We start from the raw sequence: 25,109 nt of genomic DNA, 5'->3' as shown, positions 1-25,109 counted from the left end.
CACCGACATCCTCGGCGGGCGGTTCGTCACACTCGGCTTGCCTGGCGTGACGCTTCCGTGTCGCCCGGCTCGTCACCCGTGAGCAGCCGCTCCAGGGCGGCCCGGTCCGGCAGGCCCTCGGGGTGTACGACCTCGCCGCTGCGCACGTACAGGAAGGCGGTCGTGACCGACTCGAGCGGCACGCCCTGCTGCTCGGCCCAGGCCAGCCGGTAGACGGCGAGCTGGAGGGGGTCGGCGGTGCGGGAGCGGCTGGTCTTCCAGTCGACGATCTCGTAGGTCGCCGCGTCGCCGTCGCCGTTCTTGTAGACGGCGTCGATCCGGCCGCGTACGACCCGGCCGGCCAGGGTGAACTGGAAGGGCGCTTCGACACGGTAGGGGGTGCGGTGGGCGTACTCGGTGCGTTCGAAGGCGTCTTTGAGTGCTTCCAGGTCGCGTTCGTCGGCGATCTCGGCTTCGCTGCCGGGCAGCTCGTCGGGCTCCAGCATGGGCAGCGCCAATGCTTCGAAGCGCGCTTCGACCCAAGCGTGGAACCGGGTGCCACGGCGCGCGGCGGGTTGCGGGGGGCGCGGCATGGGGCGCGCGAGTTCTTGTGCGAGCCCGTCCGGGTCCTCGGCAAGACGCAGCAGCTGGGACGCGGTCAGTGTGGTGGGCAGGGGGACGTCCATGACGCTCTGGCGGGCCCGCATCAGCTCACCGGTGAGCGCGTCGAGGTCACGGTCCCAGGAGGCGATGGTGCGGGCCTCCTCGGGGGTGACCTCGTCGGTGACCGGTGGGGTGACGTCCGGGGCGGCCTCCGGGGTGGCCCCTGGGGCGGTCTCGCGGGTGAGGGGCCGGGGGCGTCCGGGCTCGGCGGGACGGGGGGCATCGCTGCCATGGGGACGCCGTTCGGCGGGGGCCGACGCCTGGTGGGGAACGATCGGCCGCCCGGCATCCCAGGAGCTCCGGCTTCCGGACACCTCGGGGCGGGGGGCAGCTGCTTCTTCTTTGGCGTACGGGCTCTCGGTGTACAGATCCTCGTCGTACGGGATGTCCTCGGCGTAGGGGCCGTCCTCGGCGTACTGAGACTGCTGCTCGTACAGGTCCTCGTCGTACGGAGGCTGCTGCTCGTACGGGTCCTCGTCGTCCGGCGGTGCCGGCCAGTCGGGGTCGTCGAAGGTGTCGGGGTCGTGGGCGGCGGGCGGGTTGCCGTGCTGCCGGGCGGCCAGGGTGTCCAGGTGGGCGAGGACGGTCTCGGCGGCCGCGCGGCGGCGGGTCAGGGCCGCGTCGTCCAGGGGCAGCGGCCACACCTGGTCGGCGCCGGCCGTGTGCAGGGCCGGGTTCTCCTCGTCCTCGGCGGGCTCGTCGGCCCACGCCTCGATCTCGCCGTACCCGGCGGCGCAGTGGTCGTGGAGGGCCTGGAGGAAGTCGGAGGGGCCGCGCGGCTTCTTCTGGCTGGGGCCCCACCAGTGGCCGGAGCCCAGGAGGAGGGAGCGGGGGCGGGTGAAGGTGACGTAGCCGAGGCGGAGTTCCTCGGTGTGCTGGTGCTCCTTCATGGCTTCGTGGAATGCCTTCATGCCCCGGGAGTCCCAGGTGCCGGCGTCGGGCAGGGTGTCGGTGTCACCGCGCAGGGCGTGCGGCAGCACCCTGGCCTGAGCGGTCCACTTCTCTCGTCCCTGGGCGCTCGGGAAGGTGCCCTGGACCAGGCCGGGGACGGCCACTACGTCCCACTCCAGGCCCTTGGACTTGTGCGCGGTGAGCACCTTGACGGTGTTCTCGCCGCCGGGCAGGGCGTTGTCGAGGCCCTTCTCGTACTGGGCGGCGGTACGCAGGAAGCCGAGGAAGGCCAACAGCGTGGCCTCGCCGTCGCCGGCCGCGAAGGAGGCGGCGACGTCCAGGAAGTTGGACAGGGTCTCGCGGCGGCGGGCGGCCAGGGCGTGCGGGGAGGCGGACAGTTCCACTTCCAGACCGGTGACCGCGAGGACGCGGTGCAGGACGTCCATCAGCGGGTCGGCCAGGGAACGGCGCAGGTCGCGCAGTTCGGCGGCGAGGCGGCCGAAGCGCACGCGCGCGTCCGTGGAGAACGGCAGCCCGTCGTCGTCCCCGGCCTCGTCCAGGGGGCTGTCGAGGAACGTGTCCAGGGCGTCCGCGAGCGATATCACCTCGGACGGGTCGACCCCTTCGACGGCCGCGGCGAGCCGGCGGTCCGGGTCGTCGGTGTCGCCCGCGCGCGCGTGGGCGACCAGCAGGCGGGCGCGACGCCCCAGGAGGGCTAGGTCGCGCGGGCCGATGCGCCAGCGCGGGCCGGTCAGCAGGCGGACCAGGGAGGCGTTGGCCCCGGGATCCTGGAGCACTTCGCAGACGGCGACGAGGTCGGCGATCTCGGGCAGGTGCAGCAGCCCGGACAGGCCGACCACCTCGACGGGGATGTCACGGGCGACGAGGGCGGCCTGGATCTGGGCGAAGTCGGTCGCCGTGCGGCACAGTACGGCGATCTCGCCGGCGGCCTTGCCGGTGCGGACGAGATGGGCGATGGAGTCGGCGATCCAGTCGGTCTCCTCGGCGTGGGTGCGCAGCAGGGCGCAGCGGACCGTGCCGTCGCGTTCGGCGCCGGGGGCCGGGCGGAGGGCCTCCACGCCCGCGTGCAGGGCGCGCAGGGGCTCGGCGAGGCCGTTGGCCAGGTCGAGAAGACGGCCGCCGCTGCGGCGGTTCTCGCTGAGTGCCTGGCGGGTGGCGGGGCGGCCGTCGGCGTGGGCGAAGTGCTCGGGGAAGTCGTCCAGGTTGGCGACGGAGGCGCCGCGCCAGCCGTAGATGGCCTGGCAGGGGTCGCCCACGGCGGTGACCGGGTGGCCCGTGCCGTCGCCGAACAGGCCCGACAGCAGGACGCGCTGGGCCACGGAGGTGTCCTGGTACTCGTCCAGGAGCACCACGCGGAACTCCTCGCGCAGCAGCCGGCCCACTTCGGGGAGGCCGGCGAGACGGGCGGAAAGGGCGATCTGGTCGCCGAAGTCGAGCAGGTCGCGTTCGCGTTTGGCGGCCCGGTAGCGCACGACGAGGTCGGCGAGTTCACGGCGGGCGGCCGCGGCCTCGGGGACTTTGCGCAGGTCGGCGTTGGTGAGCTTGGCGCCTTCCAGGGTGTGCAGCAGGCCGGCGTCCCAGGCGCACAGGCGGGCGGGGTCCACGAGGTGTTCGGCGAGTTCGGAGTCGAGGGCGAGCAGGTCGCTGACGAGGTCGGCGAAGGAGCGGGTGAGTGCCGGGTAGGGGCCGGGGGCCTCGCGCAGCACGCGCGCGGCGAGCTGGTAGCGGGTCGCGTCGGCCAGGAGCCGGGAGGCGGGTTCGAGGCCGATGCGCAGGCCGTGGTCGGTCAGTAGACGGCCGGCGAAGGCGTGGTACGTCGAGATGACCGGCTCGCCGGGCGGGTTGTCCGGGTCCGGCCAGGGGGAAGCGGCGCCAAGCGCTGTCGTGGAGGGGTGGGGGTCGGGTGACGGGAGGGCCTCGGGGTCGGTCACGCCGGCCTTGATCAGCGCCTTGCGGACGCGCTCGGCGAGTTCGCCGGCGGCCTTGTTGGTGAAGGTCAGGCCGAGCACCTGTTCGGGGGCGACCTGACCGGTGCCGACCAACCAGACCACGCGGGCCGCCATCACGGTCGTCTTGCCCGAGCCGGCTCCGGCCACGATCACCTGCGGGGCGGGCGGCGCGGTGATGCAGGCCGTCTGCTCCGGGGTGAACGGGATGCCGAGGAGCTCCTTGAGCTGCTCGGGGTCGGTGATACGGGCGGGCATGTCGACAGAGGCTAGTCGCGGGCACTGACAATCGAGGACGGATCGGCCGCCCGGGGAGAAAGAACCGCAGGTCAGCACCTGTGGTGCCGTACGTCACTCGAGGTGCTCCGCCACCCAGACCGGTACGTCAGGCGGACCTGTCCGTGGCTCAGGCCTTACGCCGCCCAGGCACGCACACCACTCGGACCTGTCCGTGACTCAGGCCCTACCTCGCCCAGGCCCGCAGACCACCCGGACCTGTCCGTGACTGACGGCCCTACGCCGCCCAGGCACGCACACCACTCGAGCCCCAACGTCCCTGTCACCTCACTCGACCACGTGCCGTCCCTCGGGCCGCGCGCTGCAGGAGGCACGGAAGGCGCAGTGCGTGCAGTGCTGGCCGGCGCTCGGGGTGAACCGCTCGTCGAGAACTTTGCCGGCGGCGGTGGCCAGCAGTTCGCCGACCCACTCCCCCGCCAGCGGCTCCTGTGCCTGCACCTTGGGCAGGTGCTCGCCGCCGTCCCGCTTGGCGGCGCCCTGCCTGAGGTGCACCAGTTCGGCGCCGCCCGGTTCAGGACGCGCCCCGTCGAAGGCGGTGTCGACGGCGCCCTCGCGGACGGCGAGCTGGTACACGGCGAGCTGCGGATGGCGGGCCACCTCGGCGCCGCTGGGCGCCTGCTTGCCGGTCTTGAAGTCCACGACGTAGGCCCGGCCCTCGCCGTCCGTCTCGACGCGGTCCATCTGACCGCGGATGCGTACCTCGTAGTCGCCCGCTGGGAGGGCGATGTCGAAGTCCTGCTCGCTGGCCACCGGGGTGCGGCTGGTGCGGTCCAGTACGTGCCAGTTCAGGAAGCGTTCGAGCGCCACGCGTGCGTTGTCCTTCTCCTGCGCCGACTTCCAGGGCGCGTCGAAGGCGAGCGCGTTCCAGACCGACTCCAGGCGTTCCATCAGCACGTCGAGGTCGGCGGCGGTGCGGCCGGAGGCGACCTCGTCGGCGAGGACGTGGACGACGTTGCCGAAGCCCTGGGCGGTGGTGGCGGGTGCGTCGGCCTTCACCTCGCGGCCCAGGAACCACTGCAGTGCGCAGGTGTTGGCGAGCTGGTCCAGCGCACTGCCGGAGAGCACGACGGGCTGGTCGCGGTGGCGCAACGGCACCTTGCTCTCGGTCGGCTCGAACATGCCCCACCAGCGGTAGGGGTGCGCGGACGGCACCAGCGGGCGGCCGTCCTCGTCGGCGAGCGCGGCGAGCCTGGCCAGGCGGCGGGCGGCCGCCTCCCGCAGGACGGCCGAGGCGCGCGGGTCGACGGTGGTGGCGCGCAGCTCGGCGACGAGCGCGGCCACGGACAGCGGGCGGCGGGGGCGGCCGGTGACGTCCCGGGGTTCGACGCCCAGTTCGGCCAGGAAGCGGGAGGGCCGGTCGCCGTCCTCGGCCGGTGCCTTCACCGCGGTCACCACGAGACGCTCACGCGCGCGCGTGGCGGCCACGTAGAACAGGCGGCGCTCCTCGGCGAGCAGCGCACCCGGGGTGAGCGGTTCGGCGAGTCCGTCGCGGCCGATGCGGTCGGCCTCCAGGAGGGAGCCGCGGCGGCGCAGGTCGGGCCACAGGCCTTCCTGGACGCCGGCGACGACGACGAGCCGCCATTCCAGGCCCTTGGCGCGGTGCGCGGTCATCAGGCGGACGGCGTCGGGACGTACGGCGCGACGCGTGAGGGTGTCGGCGGCGATGTCCTCGGCCTCGATCTCCTCCAGGAAGTTGAGGGCGCCGCGTCCTCCGGAGCGCTCCTCCGCACGCGCGGCGGTGGCGAACAGCGCGCATACGGCGTCCAGGTCCCGGTCGGCGTTGCGGCCGGCCGCGCCGCCGCGCCGGGCGGTCCGCTCCAGACGCGCGGGCCAGGGCGTGCCGTTCCACAGGTCCCACAGCGCCTCCTCGGCCGTACCGCCGGCGGCGAGGCGCTCACGGGCCCTGCGGAGCAGCGCGCCGAGGCGCTGCGCTCCGCGCGCGTAGGCGGGGTCGTGCGCCACCAGGCGCTCGGGTTCGGCGAGCGCCCGCGCGAGCAGTTCGTCGGAGGGCGGCGGCAGGGGGTTCCCGGCGGTCCGCTCCTCCTCCCGCAGGGCACGCCCGAGGCGGCGCAGATCGGCGGTGTCCATGCCTGCGAGGGGGGAGGCGAGCAGGGTGAGGGCGGTCTCGGCGTCGAGCCACCGCGTGCCGGCGACCTGCCCGTCGACGGGCTGCCCGTCAGCGGCCACCTCATCCTCATCGACGGGCTGCCCCTCGGCGGCCTGCTCAACGACAGCCTGCGTGTCGGCAGCCTGCCCCTCGACGGCCTGCTCAACGACAGCCTGCGTGTCGGCAGCCTGCCCCTCGGCGGCCTGCTCAACGACAGCCTGCGTGTCGGCAGCCTGCCCCTCGGCGGGCACCTCCCTGCCGGTTTCGAGGTCCGACGGCTTCTCGGTTTCGTCGGCCGCCTCGCCGGCGGGCCGCCCGGCGGCGTCCGTCGACGGCGCCTCGGTTTCGCCGGCCGTGTCCTCGGGGGCACGCCGGGCGGCCTCTGCCGTGGCCACGGTCCTGAGGGCCGTCAGCAGGGGTGCCACCGCCGGCTCGTGGCGCAGCGGCAGGTCGTCGCCGTCGATGTCCAGCGGGACGCCGGCCGCGGTGAGGGCCCGGCGCAGCGTCGGGATGGTCCGGGACCCGGCGCGCACCAGGACGGCCATGTCGCTCCAGGCGACACCGTCCTCCAGATGTGCGCGGCGCAGGATGTCGGCGATGTTGTCCAGTTCCGTACGGGGCGTCGGGTACGTGTAGACCTCGACGCGGCCACCGTCGCGTACGGCGGTCGGTTCGCGGTGGGCGCGCACCTTCTCGGCGGGCAGCCGGGTCAGCGGCATGCGCTGGGTGATCAGGCGGGTCGCGGCCAGCAGGGCGGCGCCGGAGCGGCGGGAGGTGCGCAGCACCTCGACCGGGGCCGGGCGGCCGTCCGCGCGCGGGAAGGCCGCGGGGAAGTCCAGGATGCCGTTCACGTCGGCGCCCCGGAACGTGTAGATCGACTGGTCGGGGTCGCCGATGGCGACCAGGGTGCGGCCGCCGCCGGCCAGGGCGTGCAGGAGTCGTACCTGGGCGGGGTCGGTGTCCTGGTACTCGTCGACGTAGACGGCGTCGTACCGGGCGGCGAGGCGGGCCGCGTTCTCGGGGCGATGGGCGAGCAGCACCGCGCGGTGGACCAGTTCCGCGTAGTCGAGGACGCCCTGCTGGTCGAGCACGTCGAGGTATTCGGCGAGGAAGGCGGCCGCGGCCCGCCAGTCGGGGCGGCCGATGCGGCGGGCGAAGGCGTCCAGGGCCGCGGGTGACAGGCCCAGCTCACGGCTGCGGGCGAGGACGGCGCGCACCTCGTCGGCGAAGCCGCGCGTGGTCAGGCAGGCGCGCAGCTCGTCCGGCCAGCGCACGGGGTCGAGGCCGAGCCGCTCCAGTTCGGGGTGCCCGGCGAGCAGCTCGCGGACGGTGACGTCCTGCTCGGGTCCGGACAGCAGGCGCAGCGGCTCCGCGTACAGGCCGCTGTCCTGGTGGGATCGGACCAGGGCGTAGCAGTAGGAGTGGAAGGTGGTCGCCCGGGGTGCGCGGGCCGCGCCGATGCGCTGGGCCATGCGGTCGCGCAGGTCGACGGCGGCCCTGCGGCTGAAGGTCAGCACCAGGATGCGTTCCGGGTCCGCGCCACGCGCGATGCGTGCCGCCACGGACTCCACCAGCGTGGTGGTCTTGCCGGTGCCTGGACCTGCGAGGACGAGCAGCGGCCCGGTCCGATGGTCAACCACGGCGCGCTGCGTGGCGTCCAGACGAGGGGGGTCGATGGCGGCCGGCGGGGTACGGACCAGTCGGTAAGCGCCACCGTTCCCCTGCCGCACCGGGGGGTGCGGCAGGTGCCTGATGGAGGAAGAGGAGCTCACGTGGTTCGCCGGTCCTGGTGGTTGTGCTGGTGGGCGGGCGGTCACGCGTGCGAGACGGTGGCCGCGGGGTGAGGGGGACGCGTGCAGCCGACGCTACGCCGCCACACCGGCCGGAAGCAGGGCTTCCGTTTCTTCCCTCGCGGCCCTCGCGGCTCTCGCAGCCCTCGCGCCACGCGCGTCCCTCACCTCACGAACGTACGTCATGCCACGGACGTCCCCGGTGTCCCTCGTACGGGCCACAGGTTCCCCTTGAGTGCGTCCGATGGCGGAAGCTGTCAGATGTGACCCTCCGCGCCCGCGGCGCCGTCCCAGCGCGCCCGCCGCATGTCGAGCCGCGGCAGATGGCCCTCGGTGCTTCTGCCCGCCTCCTTCAGCGGTGTGCCCTCCGCGCGGTAGTGGTCGAGTGCGCCCAGCTCATGGCCGGGCAGCAGCGCTCCGTCGGCGCGCACCACCCGCCACCAGGGCACGGCACCCCCGTAGAGGGCCATCACCCGGCCGACCTGGCGCGGTCCGCCCTCCTCGAGCCACTCGGCGACATCGCCGTACGTCATGACCCGCCCGGGCGGAATCCGCTCGACGGCTTCCAGAACCCGCTCGGCGTACTCCGGCAACGCGTCCGCGTACCCCTCGCGGGTGTCCTCGGCAGGGCTCTGCTCGCTCATTCGCCCCATCCTGCCGCACCCCGCCGACATCCGGCACGGCCGGCGGAAGGCGGCCCTCTCGCCCTGGGGCGGCGCTTCGGGCAGACTGTCCGCCCGCGCATCCGCACCCTGATGGCCTCGTGTGCCGGTGGGGCATGCCACCATCGTGCGGGCGGTGACTGGTGATACGAGATCAAGAAGAGACCATGAAGCAGCAGGGCGTGCACCCCGAAGGCGCGGAGGGCACCTCTGGCGCGGCCGCGCGCCCCGACACCGCCCGCACGGGCCCGGGTGACACCGCCCGCACGGGCCCGGGTGACACCGGCGCCACGGGCCCGGGTGACACCGGCGCCACGGGCGGGGACGACGGCACACAGCCCGCTTCCCCTTCCCCGCGCGCGCGTGAGGACGAGGCCGATCCGGTCGAGGGGACGCACGTCCCCGAGAGCGCGTCCGCAGGCACGGGACCCGGTCTCGGCGACCACGGTCTCCACCCGGACGAGGTCGAGGGAGACGAACCGCTGCTCCCCGCGCGCGTGCACCGCCCTTCCGACCTCATGCGGCTGCTGGTGGGCCTGCTCGCCATCGTCGTCCTGCTCGCCATCGCCGCGTTCGCGCACGGCACCACTTCGGGTCTTGAACAGGACATCAACAAGGGCACGGGGCAGGCCCCCGACCTGCTCATCAAGATCGCGGGACTCGCCTCCAGCATCGCGATCCTGCTGGTGCCGGTCGCCTTCGCGATCGAACGTCTGATCAAACGGGACGGGCTGCGGATCGCCGACGGCGTCCTTGCGGCCGTCCTCGCGCACGGAGTGACGCTCGCCACCGACCTGTGGGTCGCCCGAGGCGCCCCGGGCTCCATCCAGGAGGCGCTCACCCAGCCCTCACCCGGTGACATCCACGCCCTGACCGACCCGGTGCACGGCTATCTGGCGCCCGTCATCGCCTATATGACGGCCGTCGGCATGTCCCGCAGACCCCGGTGGCGCGCGGTGCTGTGGATCGTGCTGCTGCTCGACGCGTTCTCGATGCTGGTCACCGGCTACACGACCCCGTTCTCGATCATCCTGACCGTGCTGATCGGCTGGACCATCGCCTACGGCACGCTGTACGCGGTCGGCTCGCCCAATGTCCGGCCCACCGGACAGACCCTGATGGCGGGCCTGAGGCACGTCGGTTTCCACCCCGTCAGCGCGGCCCGCGAGGAGGCCGTGGAGACCGAGAACGGCGACCGCGGCCGGCGCTATTTCGTCACCCTGGAGGACGGCCCGCCGCTGGACGTCACGGTCGTCGACCGGGAGCAGCAGGCCCAGGGCTTCTTCTACCGCGCGTGGCGCAACCTGACCCTGCGCGGCTTCGCCACCCGCTCCAGCCTGCAGTCGCTGCGCCAAGCGCTGGAGCAGGAGGCGCTGCTGGCGTACGCGGCGATCGCGGCGGGCGCCAACGCGCCCAAGCTGATCGCCACCTCCGAACTCGGTCCGGACGCGGTGATGCTCGTCTACGAGCACACCGGCGGGCGCATGCTGGACTCGCTGTCCGACGAGGAGATCACCGACGAGCTGCTGCGCAACACCTGGCACCAGGTGCAGGCACTGCAGTCCCGGCGCATCGCGCACCGCAGGCTGGCGGGTGACGCGATTTTGGTGGATCGTTCCGGCAAGGTGATCCTCACCGAGCTGCGCGGCGGTGAGATCGCGGCCGGCGATCTGCTGCTGCGCATGGACGTGGCCCAGTTGGTCACCACGCTCGGTCTGCGCGTGGGCGCCGAACGGGCGGTGGCCTCGGCGGTCGGGGTGCTCGGTCCGGACGTGGTCGCCGACTGCCTGCCGATGCTGCAGCCCATCGCGCTGACGCGCTCCACGCGCGCGACGCTGCGCAAGCTGGCCAGGGAACGGGCCCAGCGGGAGCGCGAGGCGGTGCTGGAGGCGTCCCGGCAGGCCAAGCAGGCCCGCCTGGAGGACGCCCCCGAGACGACCCGGACCGTCCTCGGAAAGCCCGACAAGAAGACGGTCCGCGCCGAGCAGCGCGCGGAGAGACGGGCCATCGACGAAGCCCTCGACGAGGCACGCGAGGACGACCTGCTCACGCAGATCCGGCACCAGGTGCTGCGGATCAGGCCCCAGGCACCCGTGGAGCCGGCCCGCCTGGAGCGGGTGCGCCCGCGCACCCTGATCAGCTTCATCGCGGGTGCGATCGGCGCGTACTACCTGCTGACCCAGCTCACCCACATCCAGTTCGGCACACTGTTCGCGCAGGCCCAGTGGGGCTGGGTGGCCGCGGCCGTGCTGTTCTCCGCGCTCAGCTATGTGGCCGCCGCGATGGCGCTGCTGGGGTTCGTGCCGGAGCGGGTGCCGTTCCTGCGCACGGTGGGGGCCCAGGTCGCCGGTTCCTTCGTGAAGATCGTGGCGCCGGCCGCGGTCGGCGGCGTGGCCCTCAACACGCGCTTCCTGCAGCGCACTGGTGTGCGTCCGGGGCTCGCCGTGGCGAGCGTCGGGGCGTCGCAGCTGTTCGGGCTCGGCTGCCACATCCTGATGCTGCTGTCCTTCGGCTACCTGACCGGCACCGAGAAGACGCCGTCGCTGTCCCCGTCCCGGACGGTCATCGCGGGTCTGCTGACCGTGGCGGTGTTCGTCCTCGTGGTGACCTCGGTGCCGTTCCTGCGGAAATTCGTCGTCACGCGCGTGAGGTCGCTGTTCGCCGGTGTCGTGCCGCGCATGCTGGATGTGCTCCAGCGTCCGCAGAAGCTCGTCACCGGCATCGGCGGCATGCTGCTGCTGACCGCCTGCTTCGTGATGTGCCTGGACGCCTCCGTGCGGGCGTTCGGCGACGGCTCGCCCTCGCTGAGCATCGCCAGCGTCGCCGTCGTCTTCCTCGCCGGCAACGCACTGGGCTCCGCGGCGCCCACCCCGGGCGGTGTGGGAGCCGTGGAGGCGAGCCTCACGCTCGGTCTGATCGCCTTCGGCCTGCCCAAGGAGGTCGCCGCCCCGGCCGTCCTGCTGTTCCGGCTGCTGACCCTGTGGCTGCCGGTACTGCCGGGCTGGCTCGCCTTCAACCAGCTCACCCGCAAGGGCGCCCTGTAGGCAGGCCTGCCCGGCCGCTCCGGAGACGTACCTCGGACGGCCCGTGGCCCGCGCGCGCCGCCGTGCGCGCCCTCACGATGGGAACATGGCGAACCCCTCCCTGCCGCGTGCCACTGCCCTGACCACCAGCGTCGTGCTGCTGGCCGCCCTGCTGACCGGGTGCAGCCACGCCGCCAAGGACGGGGACCTCACGGCGCAGAAGCTGGACTGGAAGGACTGCCCGGAGGCGTCCCAGGCGGAGGGCGGCGGCTCCCCGTCCCCGCTGCCGAACGGCACCAAGTGGCAGTGCGCCACCATGAAGGCGCCCCTGGACTGGAGCGATCCCAAGGGCGACACCATCGGGATCGCCCTGATCCGTGCCAAGGCCAGCGGGCCCGCCGACAAGCGGATCGGCTCGCTCGTGTTCAACTTCGGCGGCCCCGGCGGCAGCGGTGTCACCACCCTGCCCGCGTTCGGCGACGACTACGCCGCCCTGCGCACCCGCTACGACCTGGTGAGCTTCGATCCGCGCGGGGTGGGCCGCAGCAAACCCGTGGAGTGCGAGAGCGACGCCCAGCTCGACGAGTACTTCCAGCAGGACGCGACACCCGACGACAGTGCCGAACGCACCCAGCTGCTCGAGCGCACCAAACAGTTCAACGGCGCCTGCGAGAAGAACTCCAAGGCGATCCTGCCGCATGTGCGCACCACCGACGCGGCCCGCGACATGGACCTGATGCGCCACGTCCTCGGTGACGACAAGCTGCACTACTTCGGCATCTCCTACGGCACCGAACTCGGCGGTGTCTACGCCCACCTGTTCCCCAAGAACGTCGGGCGGGCGGTCCTCGACGGGGTGGTCGACCCCACGCAGGACCCGGAGCAGAGCGCACTGGGGCAGACCAAGGGCTTCCAGCTCGCGCTCGACAACTTCGCCCAGGACTGCACGTCGAAGACGACCGACTGCCCGATCGGCGACACCGCGCAGGACGTGAAGGACCGCATCGCCAAACTGCTGAAGGACCTGGAGAAGAAGCCGATCCCCGGCATCCTCCCGCGCGTGCTGACCCAGACCGCGGCGACCAACGGCATCGCGCAGGCCCTGTACTCGAAGGACTTCTGGGAGTACCTCACCGAGGGGCTCCAGCAGGCGTACGAGGGCGACGGCAGGGTCCTCATGCTGCTGTCCGACTCGATGAACGGACGCAGCGAGAACGGCGAGTACAGCAACACCACCGCGGCGAACACCGCCATCAACTGCGCCGACGAGAAACCGCGCTACAGCGCCGACTACGTCCAGCAGAAACTGCCCGAGTTCCGCGCCGCCTCCCCGTTGTTCGGGGACTATCTGGCCTGGGGCATGGTCAGCTGCACCGACTGGGCCGTGCCGGGCGCCGCCGACCATCCCGACGTCAGCGCACCGGGGTCGGCGCCCATCCTCGTCGTCGGCAACACCGGTGACCCGGCCACCCCGTACGAGGGCGCGAAGAAGATGGTGGACGCGCTCGGCAAGGGCGTCGCCGTCGAACTGACCTACCAGGGCCAGGGACACGGGGCGTACGACAGCAAGAACAAGTGTGTGCAGAGCGCGGTGAACGGCTACCTGCTGGACGGGAAGGTGCCGAAGGCCGGCACGGTCTGCACCTGAAACACCCGAGAAGATCTAAAAAAAGCGCAGGTCAGAGGGTTATCCACAGGCCGCGGCAGGCTGGGGTGGCTCCGCCTACCATGGCTTGAACGCCCGCCGCGGCACGACGCGGAGGGCCTGCCAGGGGGGTGTGCATGTCGCGATTTCTGCGGTGGACGGCCGCTGCGGCCGTGGTGCTGCTGGTGGCCGGGTGCAGTGGCGGCTCGTCCGGTGGGGGCCATGACGAGGGCAAGCGGGCCGGCTCGGCCGAGGCGACCGGCACGGCCCCCGCGAAAGAGCCGTCCTCGGCGCACCTCCCCTCCTCGCTCACCTCGCAGCGGCTCGACTGGCGCCGCTGCAAGGCCACCGGCGACTCGGCCGCACCGGGCGACGACTGGCGGTGCGCCACGCTCACCGTGCCACTGGACTGGTCGAAGCCGGGCGGTACGACGATCCGCCTCGCCCTCATCCGGGCCCGGGTGACCGGAAGCCACCGGACCGGCTCGCTGCTGTTCAACTTCGGCGGTCCCGGCGGCTCGGGCGTGGCGACGATGCCGTACTACGCGGCCACCGTCTCCACCCTGCGCGAGCACTACGACCTGGTCAGCTGGGACCCGCGCGGGGTCGCCGGCAGCGAAGGCGTCCGCTGCCGCGGCGACCGGGACATCCGGGCGGCCGAGGCGGTGGACGCCACCCCGGACACCCCGGCCGAGGAGAAGGCGTATCTGCAGGACGCCACCGACTTCGGCAAGGGCTGCCGTAAGGCGGCCGGCAAGCTGCTGGCCCACGTGTCGACGACCGACACCGCGCGCGACATGGACCTGATGCGCCAGGTGCTCGGCGACCGCACGATGCACTACTTCGGCATCTCCTACGGCACCGAACTGGGCGGCGTGTACGCCCACTTGTTCCCCGAGCGGGTCGGCCGGCTGGTCCTCGACGCGGTGGTCGACCCGACCGCGGACACGGTGGGCCACGCCGAGAACCAGGCCCGCGGCTTCCAGCGCGCCCTGGACGACTATCTGAAGTCCACCGGCCAGGACCCGAAGCAGGGCTCGGAGAAGATCGTGGACCTGCTCCGGCGGATCGACGCGAAGCCGCTGCCCACATCGTCCGGCCGGAAGCTGACCCAGACGCTCGCGGTCACCGGAATCGTCCTGCCGCTGTACAGCGAGGCCGGCTGGCCGCGGCTGACCAGCGCGCTCAAGTCGGCACAGAGCGGCGACGGTTCGCAACTGCTGGCGCTGGCGGACGAGTACGACGAGCGTGACACCTCCGGGCACTACGGCACGACGAGCCACGCCCAACGGGTCATATCGTGCCTGGACGACAGGCAGCGGCCCACGCTCGCGCAGACGAAGAAGCTGCTGCCGGAGTTCGAACGGATCTCGCCGGTGTTCGGCGACTTCATGGGGTGGGACACGGCCGGGTGGTGCCACGACTGGCCGGTGCCGGGCCAGTTCGCCACCCCCGAGGTCGACGCGCCGGGTGCGGCACCGATCCTGCTGGTCGGCAACACCGGGGACCCGGCGACACCGTACGAGGGTGCCCGCAGGATGGCCGACGAACTGGGCAAGAGCGTCGGAGTCGAACTGACCTGGAAGGGCGAGGGACACGGGGCGTACGGCAACGGCAGCGACTGCGTGGACTCAGCGGTGAACGCCTACCTCCTGGAGGGGACGGTACCGAAGGACGGCACGGTCTGCTCGTGACGCAGCCGGGGCCCCGGGGCGCCCGCGGCAACCGAAGCCCCCGCCACTCGGCCCGGCGAGGTCGAGCGGGAAGCAGCGGGGAACCCGGGGGGCGGACGGGCCGCGCCCGGCCCCTGCGGGGTCGGTCGACGCCGACCGACAACGACGGAAGCCCACAGCTTCTGAACTGGTCAGAGCCGTGGGCTTCCGGTGTCCCGCTCGGTCAGCGAGACCGGCGCCTAGTAGACCGGCTTGTGCGGTTCGATCTGGTTGACCCAGCCGATCACGCCGCCGCCGACATGGACGGCGTCCGAGAAGCCCGCGGACTTCAGGACGGCGAGGACTTCCGCACTGCGGACACCCGTCTTGCAGTGCAAGACGATCTTCCTGTCCTGCGGCAGGCCCTCCAGGGCGGTGCCCATGAGGAACTCGTTCTTCGGGATCAGCTTGGCGCCCGGGATGGAGACGATCTCGTACTCGTTCGGCTCGCGGACGTCGATGATCTCGATGTTCTCACCGTCGTCGATCCACTCCTTGAGCTGCTTGGGAGTGATCGTCGAACCGGCGGCCGCCTCCTGCGCCTCTTCGGAGACGACGCCGCAGAAGGCCTCGTAGTCGATGAGTTCGGTGACGGTCGGGTTCTCGCCACAGACCGCGCAGTCGGGGTCCTTGCGGACCTTGACCTGGCGGTACTGCATCTCCAGGGCGTCGTAGATCATCAGGCGGCCGACCAGCGGCTCGCCGATGCCCGCGAGGAGCTTGATGGCCTCGTTGACCTGGATGGAGCCGATGGACGCGCACAGCACGCCCAGGACGCCGCCCTCGGCGCAGGAGGGGACCATGCCGGGGGGCGGGGGCTCCGGGTAGAGGCAGCGGTAGCAGGGGCCGTGCTCGGACCAGAAGACCGAGGCCTGGCCGTCGAAGCGGTAGATCGAGCCCCACACGTACGGCTTGTTCAGCAGCACGCACGCGTCGTTGACCAGGTAGCGGGTCGCGAAGTTGTCCGTGCCGTCGACGATCAGGTCGTACTGGCTGAAGATGTCCATCACGTTGTCGGCTTCCAGCCGCTCCTCGTGAAGGATCACGTTCACGTACGGGTTGATGCCCTTGACGCTGTCGCGTGCGGACTCGGCCTTGGAGCGGCCGATGTCGGCCTGGCTGTGGATGATCTGGCGCTGCAGGTTCGACTCGTCGACCTCGTCGAACTCCACGATGCCGAGCGTGCCCACGCCCGCGGCGGCCAGGTACATCAGCGCCGGCGAGCCCAGGCCGCCGGCGCCCACACAGAGCACCTTGGCGTTCTTCAGCCGCTTCTGCCCGTCCATCCCGACGTCGGGGATGATCAGGTGGCGGGAGTACCGGCGGACCTCGTCTACGGTGAGCTCAGGAGCTGGCTCGACCAGGGGTGGCAGCGACACGGGGACTCCGTTGGTCGGTCAATCACTACGGTTGTTCTCCCCGTAACACTGCCATGGCCTTCTTCATTCCGAGACACCTGTTCCGACACGCGAGACGATGTCGTCCCAGTAGCCGGGCATGGTCTCCCAAGGGTCGGTGCGGCCGCCGCGGTCGGTGCGGTCCGTGAAGTAGATCGTGGACGCGCCCTGCCAGCGGGCGATGCGCAGCGCCTCCTCCAGGTGCCCCTGGGGCACACCGTGCACAAAGTGGCAGAAGTGATCGGACGGGTAGTCGGCGGTCCACTCGGCCACCTGGGACCAGCGATAGTCGGACCAGGGGCCGGAGAAGGTCACCAGTTGGTCGGCTTCGTCCGCGTACCCGGGGTGGGGGTGGGTGCCGTGGCCGAGGACGATGTGGGCGGTGTCGCTGATCGCCCGCAGCGTGCTGACGGCGCGGCGAACCTCGGGGAGCGCGGTGCGCTCGGTGGGGCAGCGGTCCAGCAGGAAGCCGTCGGCCCGGTACCAGTCGAGGTAGCGGTGCGCGTCGCCGAGCAGGTCGGCGAGGGTCCGGGCGCCATGGGTGAGGTCGAGATGGCCGAGGACGCGGACGCCCGCGTCGCGCAGCCGGCCGGCCGCCAGCAGGCAGTGCGGGTCGGGGCGGGTGCCGGGTCCGGCGGCGACGTTCAGTACGACCCAGTCGAGGGGGGTGCCCGGGCGGGCGAGTTCGGCCCACTGGGCGGGGGCCACGAGCGGGTGCGCGTAGCCGGGGATGCCGAGGGCGGTACGGACGCCGGTGCGCGGGGTTCCTGCTGTGGTGCTGGTCAGATGCGGCATGCCGCCTCCATCCAGATGTCGGCGAGGGACTCTTCGAGGTTGATCCGGGGCCGCCAGCCGAGCCGGTCGCGCGCGGTGCGCACATCGGCCTGCTGCCAGCTGCCGCAGCCGTCCGGGTACGGGTACGCGACCGGCGAGGCGTGTTCGGCATCGGGGCGGGGATGGCCGATGGGGCTGCGCAGCGGCCCGGGAGGGGCGTCGAGTTCGTGGAGGGCGCCGCCGTATCCGGCGACCCGGGCGAGGACGGCGGCGGCGTCGCGGAGACGGACCGCGCGGCCGGAGCCGATGTTGATGACGCCCTGCGCGGCGGAGAGCGAGGCGGCGTGCACGGCGCGGGCGACATCGCGGACGTCGACGAAGTCGCGCTGGACGCCGAGGCCGCCGAGCTTGAGTTCCCCGTCGCCGGACTGCATGGCACGCCGCATGGCCTCGGCGAGCCGGCCCAGCGGCGAGCCGGCCGGGGTGCCCGGTCCGGCGGGTGAGAAGACGCGGAGCACGACGGCGTCGAGGCCGGAGCCGAGGACCAGTTCGGTGGCGGCGAGTTTGCTGACGCCGTACGGCCCGCCGGGACGGGGCACGGCGTCCTCGGCCGTGGAGGAGCCGGTCTGGCTGGGTCCGTATTCGGAGCCGCATCCGATCTGCACCAGACGGGCGCCGCAGCCGCTGCGCCGCAGAGCTTCGCAGACGGTCGCGACGGCGACGGTGTTGTGCCGGGTGAGTTCGCGGGCGCCGCCCCGGGTGGTGCCGGCGCAGTTGACGACGACTCCGGGGTGGACCGCGTCCAGGAAGCGGGTGAGCGCTCCGGGGCTGCCGGTGGCGAGGTCGAAGCGGACGTCGGCGTCGTCGCCGCGGCCGAGCGCGGTGAGCTGGACGGCCGGGTCGGCGAGCAGGCGGTCGGCGACGAAGCGGCCGATGTATCCGTTGGCTCCGATCAGCAGGACCCTCATCGTGCGGCTCCCGGGGTGTGCGCTCCGGCTGCTCCCAAGGCTCCGGACGCTCCGGGCGCTCCGTGTCGGGAGGTGGTCATCTGGTCTTCTCCTTCAGAGGGGTGATGCGGTTGCCTGCGACGTCAAATGCGTGGTGCGGTGGCCCGTGCCGGCGGACCGGGCGGGCGCGGCTGCGGCCTGGGGCCGGTGGCGGAAGGTTCACTCGGGTGCTCCCGTGGGCGCGTGGGCCGAGGCCCTGGTGAGCGTGCGCAGCGCGTGGACCAGCAGGGTCAGGGCCGCGGTGCCACAGGCGAGTGCCGGGACGCAGGCCGTGCCCCAGGCGTCCGCCAGGCTCCGCACCGGGGTCGCCAGGAAGGCGCAGCCGGGCAGCCGGCCGGCCAGGAGCAGGACGGGGGCCGCCGCCTCGGTTGCCGCCGCCGCGCCGAGGACGAGCGCGGGGGCGTGCCGGTGGTGGTGCACCGCGAGGAGACGGGCGAGCAGGAGCAGGGCGCCGAGCGCGAGGGCCTGCGGGTAGTGGGCGTCCTCGTGCAGGACGGCGCCGCACAGGGCGAGCAGCGCCGTGAGGGCGCCCAGGAACAGGGCGAACGTGCCGAGCAGCAGGGGCCGGGCGGCGGCGGTGAAGTCCTCCAGGCCTCGACTGCCGGCGAGCCTGCGGCGGGCGCCTGCGGCGAGGAGGTGCGCGCACCAGGCGGCCGGAGCACAGGCCAGCGTGAGCGCCAGGGCGGGCGCGACGGCCACGGGCCAGGGGCCGTCCGCGGCACCGGTGGGCAGGGCGTCGGGGCCGTCCGCCAGGATCGCCCGCAGGAGTCCGTCGCCCAGGAGGGCGTAGCCGAGCAGAAACAGGGTCCACGCGCGCGTGCCGGATCCCGTCCGCCACGGGGTGGTGCCGTCCACGGTGGCCAGGGGGCCGCGGCGCAGGGCCGCGCGGACCGCGAGGCCGACGGCGAGGAGTCCGCCGAGGGCCACCAGCAGGCGGGCCTGGCCGTGGGTGAGGCGCAGTCCGCTCAGCACGGCCACGCCGAGCGCCCCCGGAAGGAGGGTGAGCAGGATCCAGTCGGCGCCGAGGCGGAGTGCGCGCACGGGCTCGGGGTGCGGACGCGAAGCGCCGTCGCGGGGCACGCGCGCGTACAGCTCCTCGGCGAGCGAGAAGACGTCGCGGTGGCGGAAGCGGGCGGCGGTCCGGTCGGTGACGCCGAGCGCCTCGAGTCCGGCGGCGATCTCCAGTGGGTCCACGGCCCGTTCGCACAGCTCCCGGTGACGGTGCAGCAGAGCCTTCACGGGGTCGGCGGCACCGCGCCGGGCAGCGGCCCGACCCGAGCCGCCGGCACCGCCGGCACCGCCGGAAGACCCCAAGCCGCGCGTGCCACCGACAGAACCCAAGCCACCCGCACTGCCGGAAAATCCCGAACCGCGCGTGCCGCCGGTAGAACCCGAGCTGCTAGAACCCGAGCCGCCCGCGCCGCCAAGAGAAACCGAGCCGCCCGCGCCGCCGGCAGAACCCGCGTCACCCGCAGCAGTCGCGTCGCCCACGGCACTCGTCGCCGCCCACCGCTCGTCGCTCATCGCCGCCCACCGCTCGTCACGGGTGCCCCCCGCCGCGCCGGAGCCGGTCATCACGCCCCCTCCGAAGCGGCCAGCCGGGTCGCCCGGACCGGGCCGCCCGCTGCCCAGCCGGGAACGCCCCGGGCCGATGCGCGAGCCATGGGGCCGGTCCAGCGGCCGGGGACATGGGCCTCGGGCGGGGTGGCGAACGGCAGGGGTTCGCCGGCTTCGTCGAGGACGACCCGGCGGACCGGGCAGTGCGAGACGATCTCCAGGTAAATGCTGTGAAATGCCGCGATGTTCTGCTCGACAGAGAACAGTTCGAGAGCACGGGCGCGCGCGGCGGCACCCAGGCGCTCACGGCGCTCGGGGTCGCGCAGCAGCGCCACGCACGCCTCGGCGAGCGCCCGCGGATTGCGCGGGGGCACGACGAGGCCCGTGCCGCCGATGGCCTCCACCACCGCGCCGACGTCCGTGGACACGGTGGCCCGGCCGCAGAACATGGCCTCGGCCAGGGTGACCGGGAAGCCCTCGACGACACTGGAGAGGACCACGACGGCGCCGGCGGCGTACGCGTCGGACAGGGTGGGGGCCTCGGGGCCGCCGATCTCCTCGAAGGAGACCGGGTTGTCCCCCACCGCATGCACGCCGTCCGCCTCGTCCGGGAAGAGCTGGGCGGCGAGCATCCGGCAGTGGCCCAGGTAGGCCGCGCCCTCGGGGCCCGCGGGGGCACCCACGATCCGCAGGCGGGCCTTCGGCTCCTCCTTGCGCACCTCGGCGAAGGCGTGCAGCAGGGACACCAGGTCCTTGGCGGGTTCGACGCGCCCGACCCAGACGAGCGTGTCGGGTTCGGCGCGGTCCGGGGCCTCGCCGACCTCCGCGAAGCAGGCGGCCTCCATGCCCGGGTGGACGGTGCGGATCCTGGCGCGCTCGGCGCCGCACCGTTCCTGCCAGCGGCGGGCATGGGCGTTGCCGGGCGTGAGGATCGCCGCGCGCCGGTAGACCTCGGCGGCCAGCCGGCCGTGGAAGGCGGCGAGCAGGGCGCGCACGGCGGGCGCGGCGGCGTCGGGGCCGAGGGCCAGGTAGTGCGAGCGCAGTTGCACGCCGTACTCGGTGACCAGCAGCGGTACGTCGCCGAAGTGGCGGGCGAGCAGTCCGGGCAGGGCGGCCGGACCGCCGGCGGTGGCGTGGCAGAGGTCGGCCGCGCCGAGGCCGTCGTCGCCGTACCAGTCGAGGGAGAGGGGGCGCAGGGCGCGTTCGAGGTGTGCGGCGACGCTGAGCAGGTCGGGTACGCGCGCCTCGCGCGCCGTGCGCAGCGCACCGTGGGCGCGGCAGGCGCGCTCGAGGGTGCGTACGGCGAGGTCGGAGCGGAGCGCGCCGACCAACCCGCCCTTGTCGCGGGCGAGTTCGGCGAGGCCGTAGAGCGCACTGCCGAAACGGTCCGCCAGGTGAGAGGACCCGGCATCCTCCAGGTGAGAGGCCCCGGTATGGGCGGCCGGATCGAACACGGCGTCCGATCCGGCGCACATCACCGCGGTCAGTTCTCCGTAGCACTCGGTGAAGCGACGGCGTGCGCCCCGTCCGTAAGCGACCCCGTCGTCGTCGGCCGTCCACAGCGGAGCCGTACGCACCCGGCCGACCTGTGGCGGGAGCGGGACCCAGCCCGCGTCCTCCTGCTGCCGGCTGCGGCTGAGCGCGTAGAGGTCGAACTCGTGCTGTGCGAGCCCGCGCACGAGCCGGTCGCACCAGAGCCCGGCGTCACCGCTCACATGCGGATAGCCACCCTCCGTAAGCAGTCCGATGCGCACGTGTGCACCCCCGATCTCCCGTGAGTGGGAGCCGCCCTGGTCTCGGCGGCTCGCAGCGGGAAGAACGTATGCGGACAAGGCAGTGGCGCGACGGACGGTTGTCCATCGCGCCACCAAAAGGGGTGAACGGTCGTAACTTTCGCCTGCGGATCGCGTTCCGTCGCGCTAGGAGATCACAGGGTGATCGCTCCCGCACGAAACGTTACGCCACGGCCGGCTCGCGACGGGCGGCCCGCCGCCGGGCGGCCAGCTCCGGATCGAGCGCGGGCACGGCGGCGAGCAGTTGCTCGGTGTACGGCTCGCGCGGAGCGCCGTAGACCTCGTCGGCGGGTCCGGACTCGACGACCTGCCCGCGGCGCATCACCGCGACCCGGTCGCTGACCTGGCGGACGACGGCGAGGTCGTGCGCGATGAACACGAGGGCGAGGCCGAGTTCCCGTTGCAGTTCACCGAGCAGGGCGACCACCTGGGCCTGCGTGGTGACATCGAGCGCGGAGACGGGCTCGTCGCAGACGATGACGCGCGGTTCGGCGGCGAGCGCCCGCGCGATGCCCACGCGCTGGCGCTGTCCGCCGCTGAACTCGTGCGGGTAGCGGTCGTAGTGCGCCGCTTCGAGCCCCACGCGCTCCAGCAGTTCGAGGACGCGCTTGCGGATGCCCTGTTCGTCCCGCTCCCCGCGCGCGCGGAGCGGGTCGGCGATGGATTCGCCCACGCTGCGGCGGGGGTTGAGGGAGGAGACCGGGTCCTGGAAGACCATCTGCACGGCAGGGTTCACGCCGGTGTGCGGCCGCCCGTCGTAGCGGATGGCTCCGGCGGTGGGCCGCAGCAGCCCGACCAGCATGCGGCCGAGCGTCGTCTTGCCGCTGCCGCTCTCCCCCACGACCCCCAGGGTCTCGCCCCGGCGGACGGTCAGCGAGATGTCGTCCACGGCCGTGAAGGCCCGCCTGCCGCGCCCGAACTCCCGCCTGAGGCCGGTGGCCTCCAGGACGACCTCGTCGGACGCCTCGGCCGCGGTCGCGCGCGGCGCGTCCACGCGCGGGACGGCACCGAGCAGTTCGCGGGTGTACGCCTGCGCGGGCGCCCCCAGGACCGTGCCGACCGGGCCGTGCTCGACGGCCCTGCCGTGCCGCATGACCAGGACCTCGTCGACGCTCTCCGCGGCGACGCCCACGTCGTGGGTGACGAGCAGCAGGCCCATGCCGGTCTCCTCGCGCAGCGTGTGCAGCAGGTCGAGGATCTGGGCCTGGACGGTGACGTCGAGGGCCGTCGTGGGCTCGTCGGCGATCAGCAGGTCCGGCTCGCAGGCGAGGGCCATGGCGATGAGGGCGCGCTGGCGCATGCCGCCGCTGAACTCGTGCGGGCGGGAACGGGACCGGCGTTGTGCGTCCGGAATTCCAACCCTGTCGAGGACCTCGACGGCACGCGCGCGTGCGGCGCGGCGGGAGGCGCGCGTGTGCACGCGGTACACCTCGGCGATCTGGTCGCCGATCGCGTAGTACGGGTCGAGCGAGGACAGCGGGTCCTGGAAGACCATGGCTGCCCTGGCGCCGCGCAGCCGCCGCAGTGCCTCGTCCGTGGCCCGCCGCACGTCGGTGCCGGCGACGTGGACCGAGCCGCCGACCCGCGCGCCGGTGCCCCGGTGCAGGCCCAGCAGGGCGCCGGCGACCGTGGACTTGCCGGAACCGGACTCGCCGACGAGCGCGAGGGCGGCGCCCTCCTCCAGCCGGAAGGAGAGCCCGTCGACGGCCCGCAGCGAGCCGAACTCGACCGTCAGGTCCGTTACTTCCACCAGGCTCATGCGAACACCACCCGTCCGTCCGCCACCGCGTACTCCGGGCCTGTGCGAGCACCGCCGGTCGGCCACCACGTTCACCCGGCTCATGCGAGTACCACCCGTCGGTCGGCCACCGCGAACAGGACGTCCGCGACGGCATTGGCGATGACCACGAAGAAGCCGACGACCAGGACCATGCCGACGACGACCGGCAGGTCGACGACCTTCACCGCGTGCACCAGTTCCTGGCCGATGCCGGGCAGGCCGAACAGGGTCTCGGTGAGGACGGCGCCGCCGACGGCCGATCCGACGTTGTTGGCGTTCAGCGCAATGACGGGCGCGAGCGCGCCGCGCAGGGCGTGCCGGCCGACGATCGCGCGCTCGCCCACGCCGTAGGCGCGGAAGGTGCGGATGTGGTCCTCGGCGAGCGTCTCCAGCATGGACGCGCGGGTGAGCCGGGCGAAGGCCGCCGCCTCGATCAGCGCGAGCGACAGCCAGGGCAGCAGCAGGTTCCACGCCCACTGCTCGGGGTCGTCGGCGAAGTTCACGTACTGCGGGAACGGCAGCAGCTGGAGTTCGCCGCAGACGACGATCATCAGGACGAGCCCGAGGACGAAGACCGGGGTGGCCCAGCCGGCGAGCGTGAGAGCGGTCAGCACGCGCTCGGAGAGCCGGCCGCGCCGCCAGGCGGACAGCACACCGGTGCCGACTCCGATCACCAGCCAGAGAACCATCGCGCCGAGGACGAGGGACAGGCTGACCGGCAGCTTGGTGAGGATGATGTCCGTCACCTGCTGGTCGCTCTGGTACGACAGCCCCAGGCAGGGGGCCGGGCAGTGCGCCACCGAAGTGCCCGTCGAGTAGTCCTGGCCGGCGAAGATGCCCTCCAGGAAGTGCCAGTAGCGCAGGTAGAGCGGATCGCCGAGCTTCAGCTGCTCGGCGACCTGGTGCACCTGTTCCGGCGAGCAGCGCGGGCCGCAGGTGATCTGGGCGACGTTGCCGGGGGTGGCGTAGAAGACGACGTAGATGAGCACCGAGATGGCGAGCAGGGTGACGACCGTGCCCACGGCCCGGCGCAGCAGGAATCCGCCGAAGCCGCTCATGAGGTCTTCTCCTTGCCGGTCGCGTCCTCGTTCTTGCGGCCGGTGCCGACGCGCAGGCGGGAGGCCGCGCGCGGGTCGAGGGCGGTGCGCACGCCGTCGCCGAGGACGGTGAGGGCGAGGACCGTGAGGAACAGGGCGCCGGCCGGCAGCAGCAGGTACTGCGGGGCCTCCTGGTACCAGACGTCGGCGGCGGTGAGCATCTGCCCCCACGAGGGCGTGGGCGGCTTCACGCCGACGCCGAGGAAGGACAGGGCCGCCTCGGCGGAGATGTTCGTGGGCACCAGCAGCGCGGCGTAGGTGATGACGGGCGCGGCGATGCCGGGCAGCAGCTCGCGGCGGGCGATCCGCCAGGCGCCCCAGCCGCTCAGCCGGGCGGCGGAGACGTAGTCGAGCTCCTTGAGGGTGAGGGTCTGGGCGCGCACGATCTTCGCGATGTTGCCCCAGGCGATCAGACCGATGACCAGGCTGACCAGGACGGGCCGCGGGAAGCTTGACGGGACGATCGCCAGCAGCGCCAACGACATGATCATCAGCGGCAGGGCCACGATGATGTCCGTGACGCGGCTCAACAGTTGATCAACCCATCCACGGCCGAGCGCGGAGGCCACCCCCACCACGACCCCGATGACGACCTGCATCAGGGTGGCCGCCAGCGCGACCGCCAGGGAGACCCGGGCCCCGTACACCAGCCGCGCGAACAGGTCCCGCCCGGTCTGCGGTTCGACACCCAGCCAGTGGTCGGCACCGGCGCCGCCGAACGAGCCGATGGGCACGCCTCCGCGCGCGGAGTCGATCAGGGAGGGGTGGTAGGTGGTCGGGTCCTGGCCCTCCAGTGCGGTGAGCAGCGGCGCGGCGAGCGCGACCAGGACGAGCAGCACGACGACGGCCGCGGCGACCAGGGCGGCGCGCTGCGTCCGCAGCCGCCGCCAGAACTGACGGGCCCCCGAGACCCCTGGGACGGGTGTGTCCGTCCCAGGGGTGCGGGAGGCGACGAGTGCCTCGCTCAC

The 25,109-nt window shown here is 73.0% G+C and carries 14 protein-coding genes; 3 read left to right on the top strand and 11 right to left on the bottom strand.

Annotated features, from left to right (window positions below; all coding sequences use genetic code 11):
• Positions 1–26: 26 nt before the first annotated feature.
• The 3 genes from ACZ7P3_RS22615 to ACZ7P3_RS22605 form a co-directional block, all read right to left on the bottom strand.
• A complete protein-coding gene (locus ACZ7P3_RS22615; protein ID WP_472084357.1) occupies positions 27–3,758 on the bottom strand; it encodes a UvrD-helicase domain-containing protein in 3,732 nt (1,243 codons plus the stop codon).
• A 306-nt stretch (positions 3,759–4,064) separates the two neighbouring features.
• A complete protein-coding gene (locus ACZ7P3_RS22610) occupies positions 4,065–7,676 on the bottom strand; it encodes an ATP-dependent helicase (protein ID WP_472084355.1) in 3,612 nt (1,203 codons plus the stop codon).
• A 275-nt stretch (positions 7,677–7,951) separates the two neighbouring features.
• Positions 7,952–8,338, bottom strand: coding sequence for an MGMT family protein (locus ACZ7P3_RS22605; RefSeq protein ID WP_472084353.1), 387 nt, complete (start codon positions 8,336–8,338; stop codon positions 7,952–7,954).
• A 185-nt stretch (positions 8,339–8,523) separates the two neighbouring features.
• On the opposite strand from ACZ7P3_RS22605, the gene ACZ7P3_RS22600 reads away from it, so the two are divergent.
• From ACZ7P3_RS22600 to ACZ7P3_RS22590, 3 genes are all read left to right on the top strand, one after another.
• A complete protein-coding gene (locus tag ACZ7P3_RS22600) occupies positions 8,524–11,400 on the top strand; it encodes a lysylphosphatidylglycerol synthase transmembrane domain-containing protein (protein ID WP_472084351.1) in 2,877 nt (958 codons plus the stop codon).
• A gap of 85 nt (positions 11,401–11,485) precedes the next feature.
• The gene (locus ACZ7P3_RS22595; RefSeq protein ID WP_472084349.1) at positions 11,486–13,027 is read left to right on the top strand and encodes an alpha/beta hydrolase; all 1,542 of its coding nucleotides are present in this window, start codon (positions 11,486–11,488) and stop codon (positions 13,025–13,027) included.
• Between the two features lie 134 nt (positions 13,028–13,161).
• Positions 13,162–14,718: an alpha/beta hydrolase gene (locus ACZ7P3_RS22590; RefSeq protein ID WP_472084347.1), complete on the top strand. Its 1,557-nt coding sequence runs from the start codon at positions 13,162–13,164 to the stop codon at positions 14,716–14,718.
• A gap of 218 nt (positions 14,719–14,936) precedes the next feature.
• Here ACZ7P3_RS22590 and moeZ read toward each other — a convergent pair whose 3' ends face one another.
• From moeZ to ACZ7P3_RS22550, 8 genes are all read right to left on the bottom strand, one after another.
• Complete coding sequence (moeZ, locus tag ACZ7P3_RS22585; protein ID WP_472084345.1) at positions 14,937–16,115, bottom strand: adenylyltransferase/sulfurtransferase MoeZ; 1,179 nt, start codon at positions 16,113–16,115, stop codon at positions 14,937–14,939.
• Positions 16,116–16,178: 63 nt separating this feature from the next.
• Entirely contained in the window at positions 16,179–16,928 is a 750-nt protein-coding gene (locus ACZ7P3_RS22580) for a spherulation-specific family 4 protein (protein ID WP_472084343.1), read from the bottom strand.
• Entirely contained in the window at positions 16,916–17,875 is a 960-nt protein-coding gene (locus ACZ7P3_RS22575) for an NAD-dependent epimerase/dehydratase family protein (RefSeq protein WP_472084341.1), read from the bottom strand. Before ACZ7P3_RS22575 ends, ACZ7P3_RS22580 begins: the two co-directional genes overlap by 13 nt.
• A 198-nt stretch (positions 17,876–18,073) precedes the next feature.
• Positions 18,074–19,438, bottom strand: coding sequence for a hypothetical protein (locus ACZ7P3_RS22570; RefSeq protein ID WP_472084598.1), 1,365 nt, complete (start codon positions 19,436–19,438; stop codon positions 18,074–18,076).
• Positions 19,439–19,488: 50 nt separating this feature from the next.
• On the bottom strand, positions 19,489–21,225 hold the full coding sequence (locus tag ACZ7P3_RS22565) for a DUF3492 domain-containing protein (protein ID WP_472084339.1): 1,737 nt from the start codon (positions 21,223–21,225) through the stop codon (positions 19,489–19,491).
• A 202-nt stretch (positions 21,226–21,427) separates the two neighbouring features.
• Positions 21,428–23,023 (bottom strand): dipeptide ABC transporter ATP-binding protein, encoded by a 1,596-nt coding sequence (locus tag ACZ7P3_RS22560; protein WP_472084337.1) that lies wholly within the window; start codon positions 23,021–23,023, stop codon positions 21,428–21,430.
• 80 nt (positions 23,024–23,103) lie between these two features.
• Positions 23,104–24,102, bottom strand: a complete 999-nt coding sequence (locus tag ACZ7P3_RS22555; RefSeq protein WP_472084335.1) for an ABC transporter permease — start codon at positions 24,100–24,102, stop codon at positions 23,104–23,106.
• Positions 24,099–25,109: an ABC transporter permease gene (locus ACZ7P3_RS22550; RefSeq protein WP_472084333.1), complete on the bottom strand. Its 1,011-nt coding sequence runs from the start codon at positions 25,107–25,109 to the stop codon at positions 24,099–24,101. Before ACZ7P3_RS22550 ends, ACZ7P3_RS22555 begins: the two co-directional genes overlap by 4 nt.

The sequence above is a fragment of the Streptomyces sp. NPDC107581 genome (assembly GCF_055657175.1).
This window is presented reverse-complemented; position numbering and strand designations above follow the sequence as displayed.

Coding starts and splice junctions, on each gene's coding strand:
- ACZ7P3_RS22595 (WP_472084349.1), top strand. CDS start 11,486: ATGGCGAACCCCTCCCTGCCGCGTGCCACTGCCCTGACCACCAGCGTC.
- ACZ7P3_RS22575 (WP_472084341.1), bottom strand. CDS start 17,875: ATGAGGGTCCTGCTGATCGGAGCCAACGGATACATCGGCCGCTTCGTC.
- ACZ7P3_RS22580 (WP_472084343.1), bottom strand. CDS start 16,928: ATGCCGCATCTGACCAGCACCACAGCAGGAACCCCGCGCACCGGCGTC.
- ACZ7P3_RS22605 (WP_472084353.1), bottom strand. CDS start 8,338: ATGAGCGAGCAGAGCCCTGCCGAGGACACCCGCGAGGGGTACGCGGAC.
- ACZ7P3_RS22555 (WP_472084335.1), bottom strand. CDS start 24,102: ATGAGCGGCTTCGGCGGATTCCTGCTGCGCCGGGCCGTGGGCACGGTC.
- ACZ7P3_RS22600 (WP_472084351.1), top strand. CDS start 8,524: ATGAAGCAGCAGGGCGTGCACCCCGAAGGCGCGGAGGGCACCTCTGGC.
- ACZ7P3_RS22615 (WP_472084357.1), bottom strand. CDS start 3,758: ATGCCCGCCCGTATCACCGACCCCGAGCAGCTCAAGGAGCTCCTCGGC.
- ACZ7P3_RS22570 (WP_472084598.1), bottom strand. CDS start 19,438: ATGAGCGACGAGCGGTGGGCGGCGACGAGTGCCGTGGGCGACGCGACT.
- ACZ7P3_RS22590 (WP_472084347.1), top strand. CDS start 13,162: ATGTCGCGATTTCTGCGGTGGACGGCCGCTGCGGCCGTGGTGCTGCTG.
- ACZ7P3_RS22560 (WP_472084337.1), bottom strand. CDS start 23,023: ATGAGCCTGGTGGAAGTAACGGACCTGACGGTCGAGTTCGGCTCGCTG.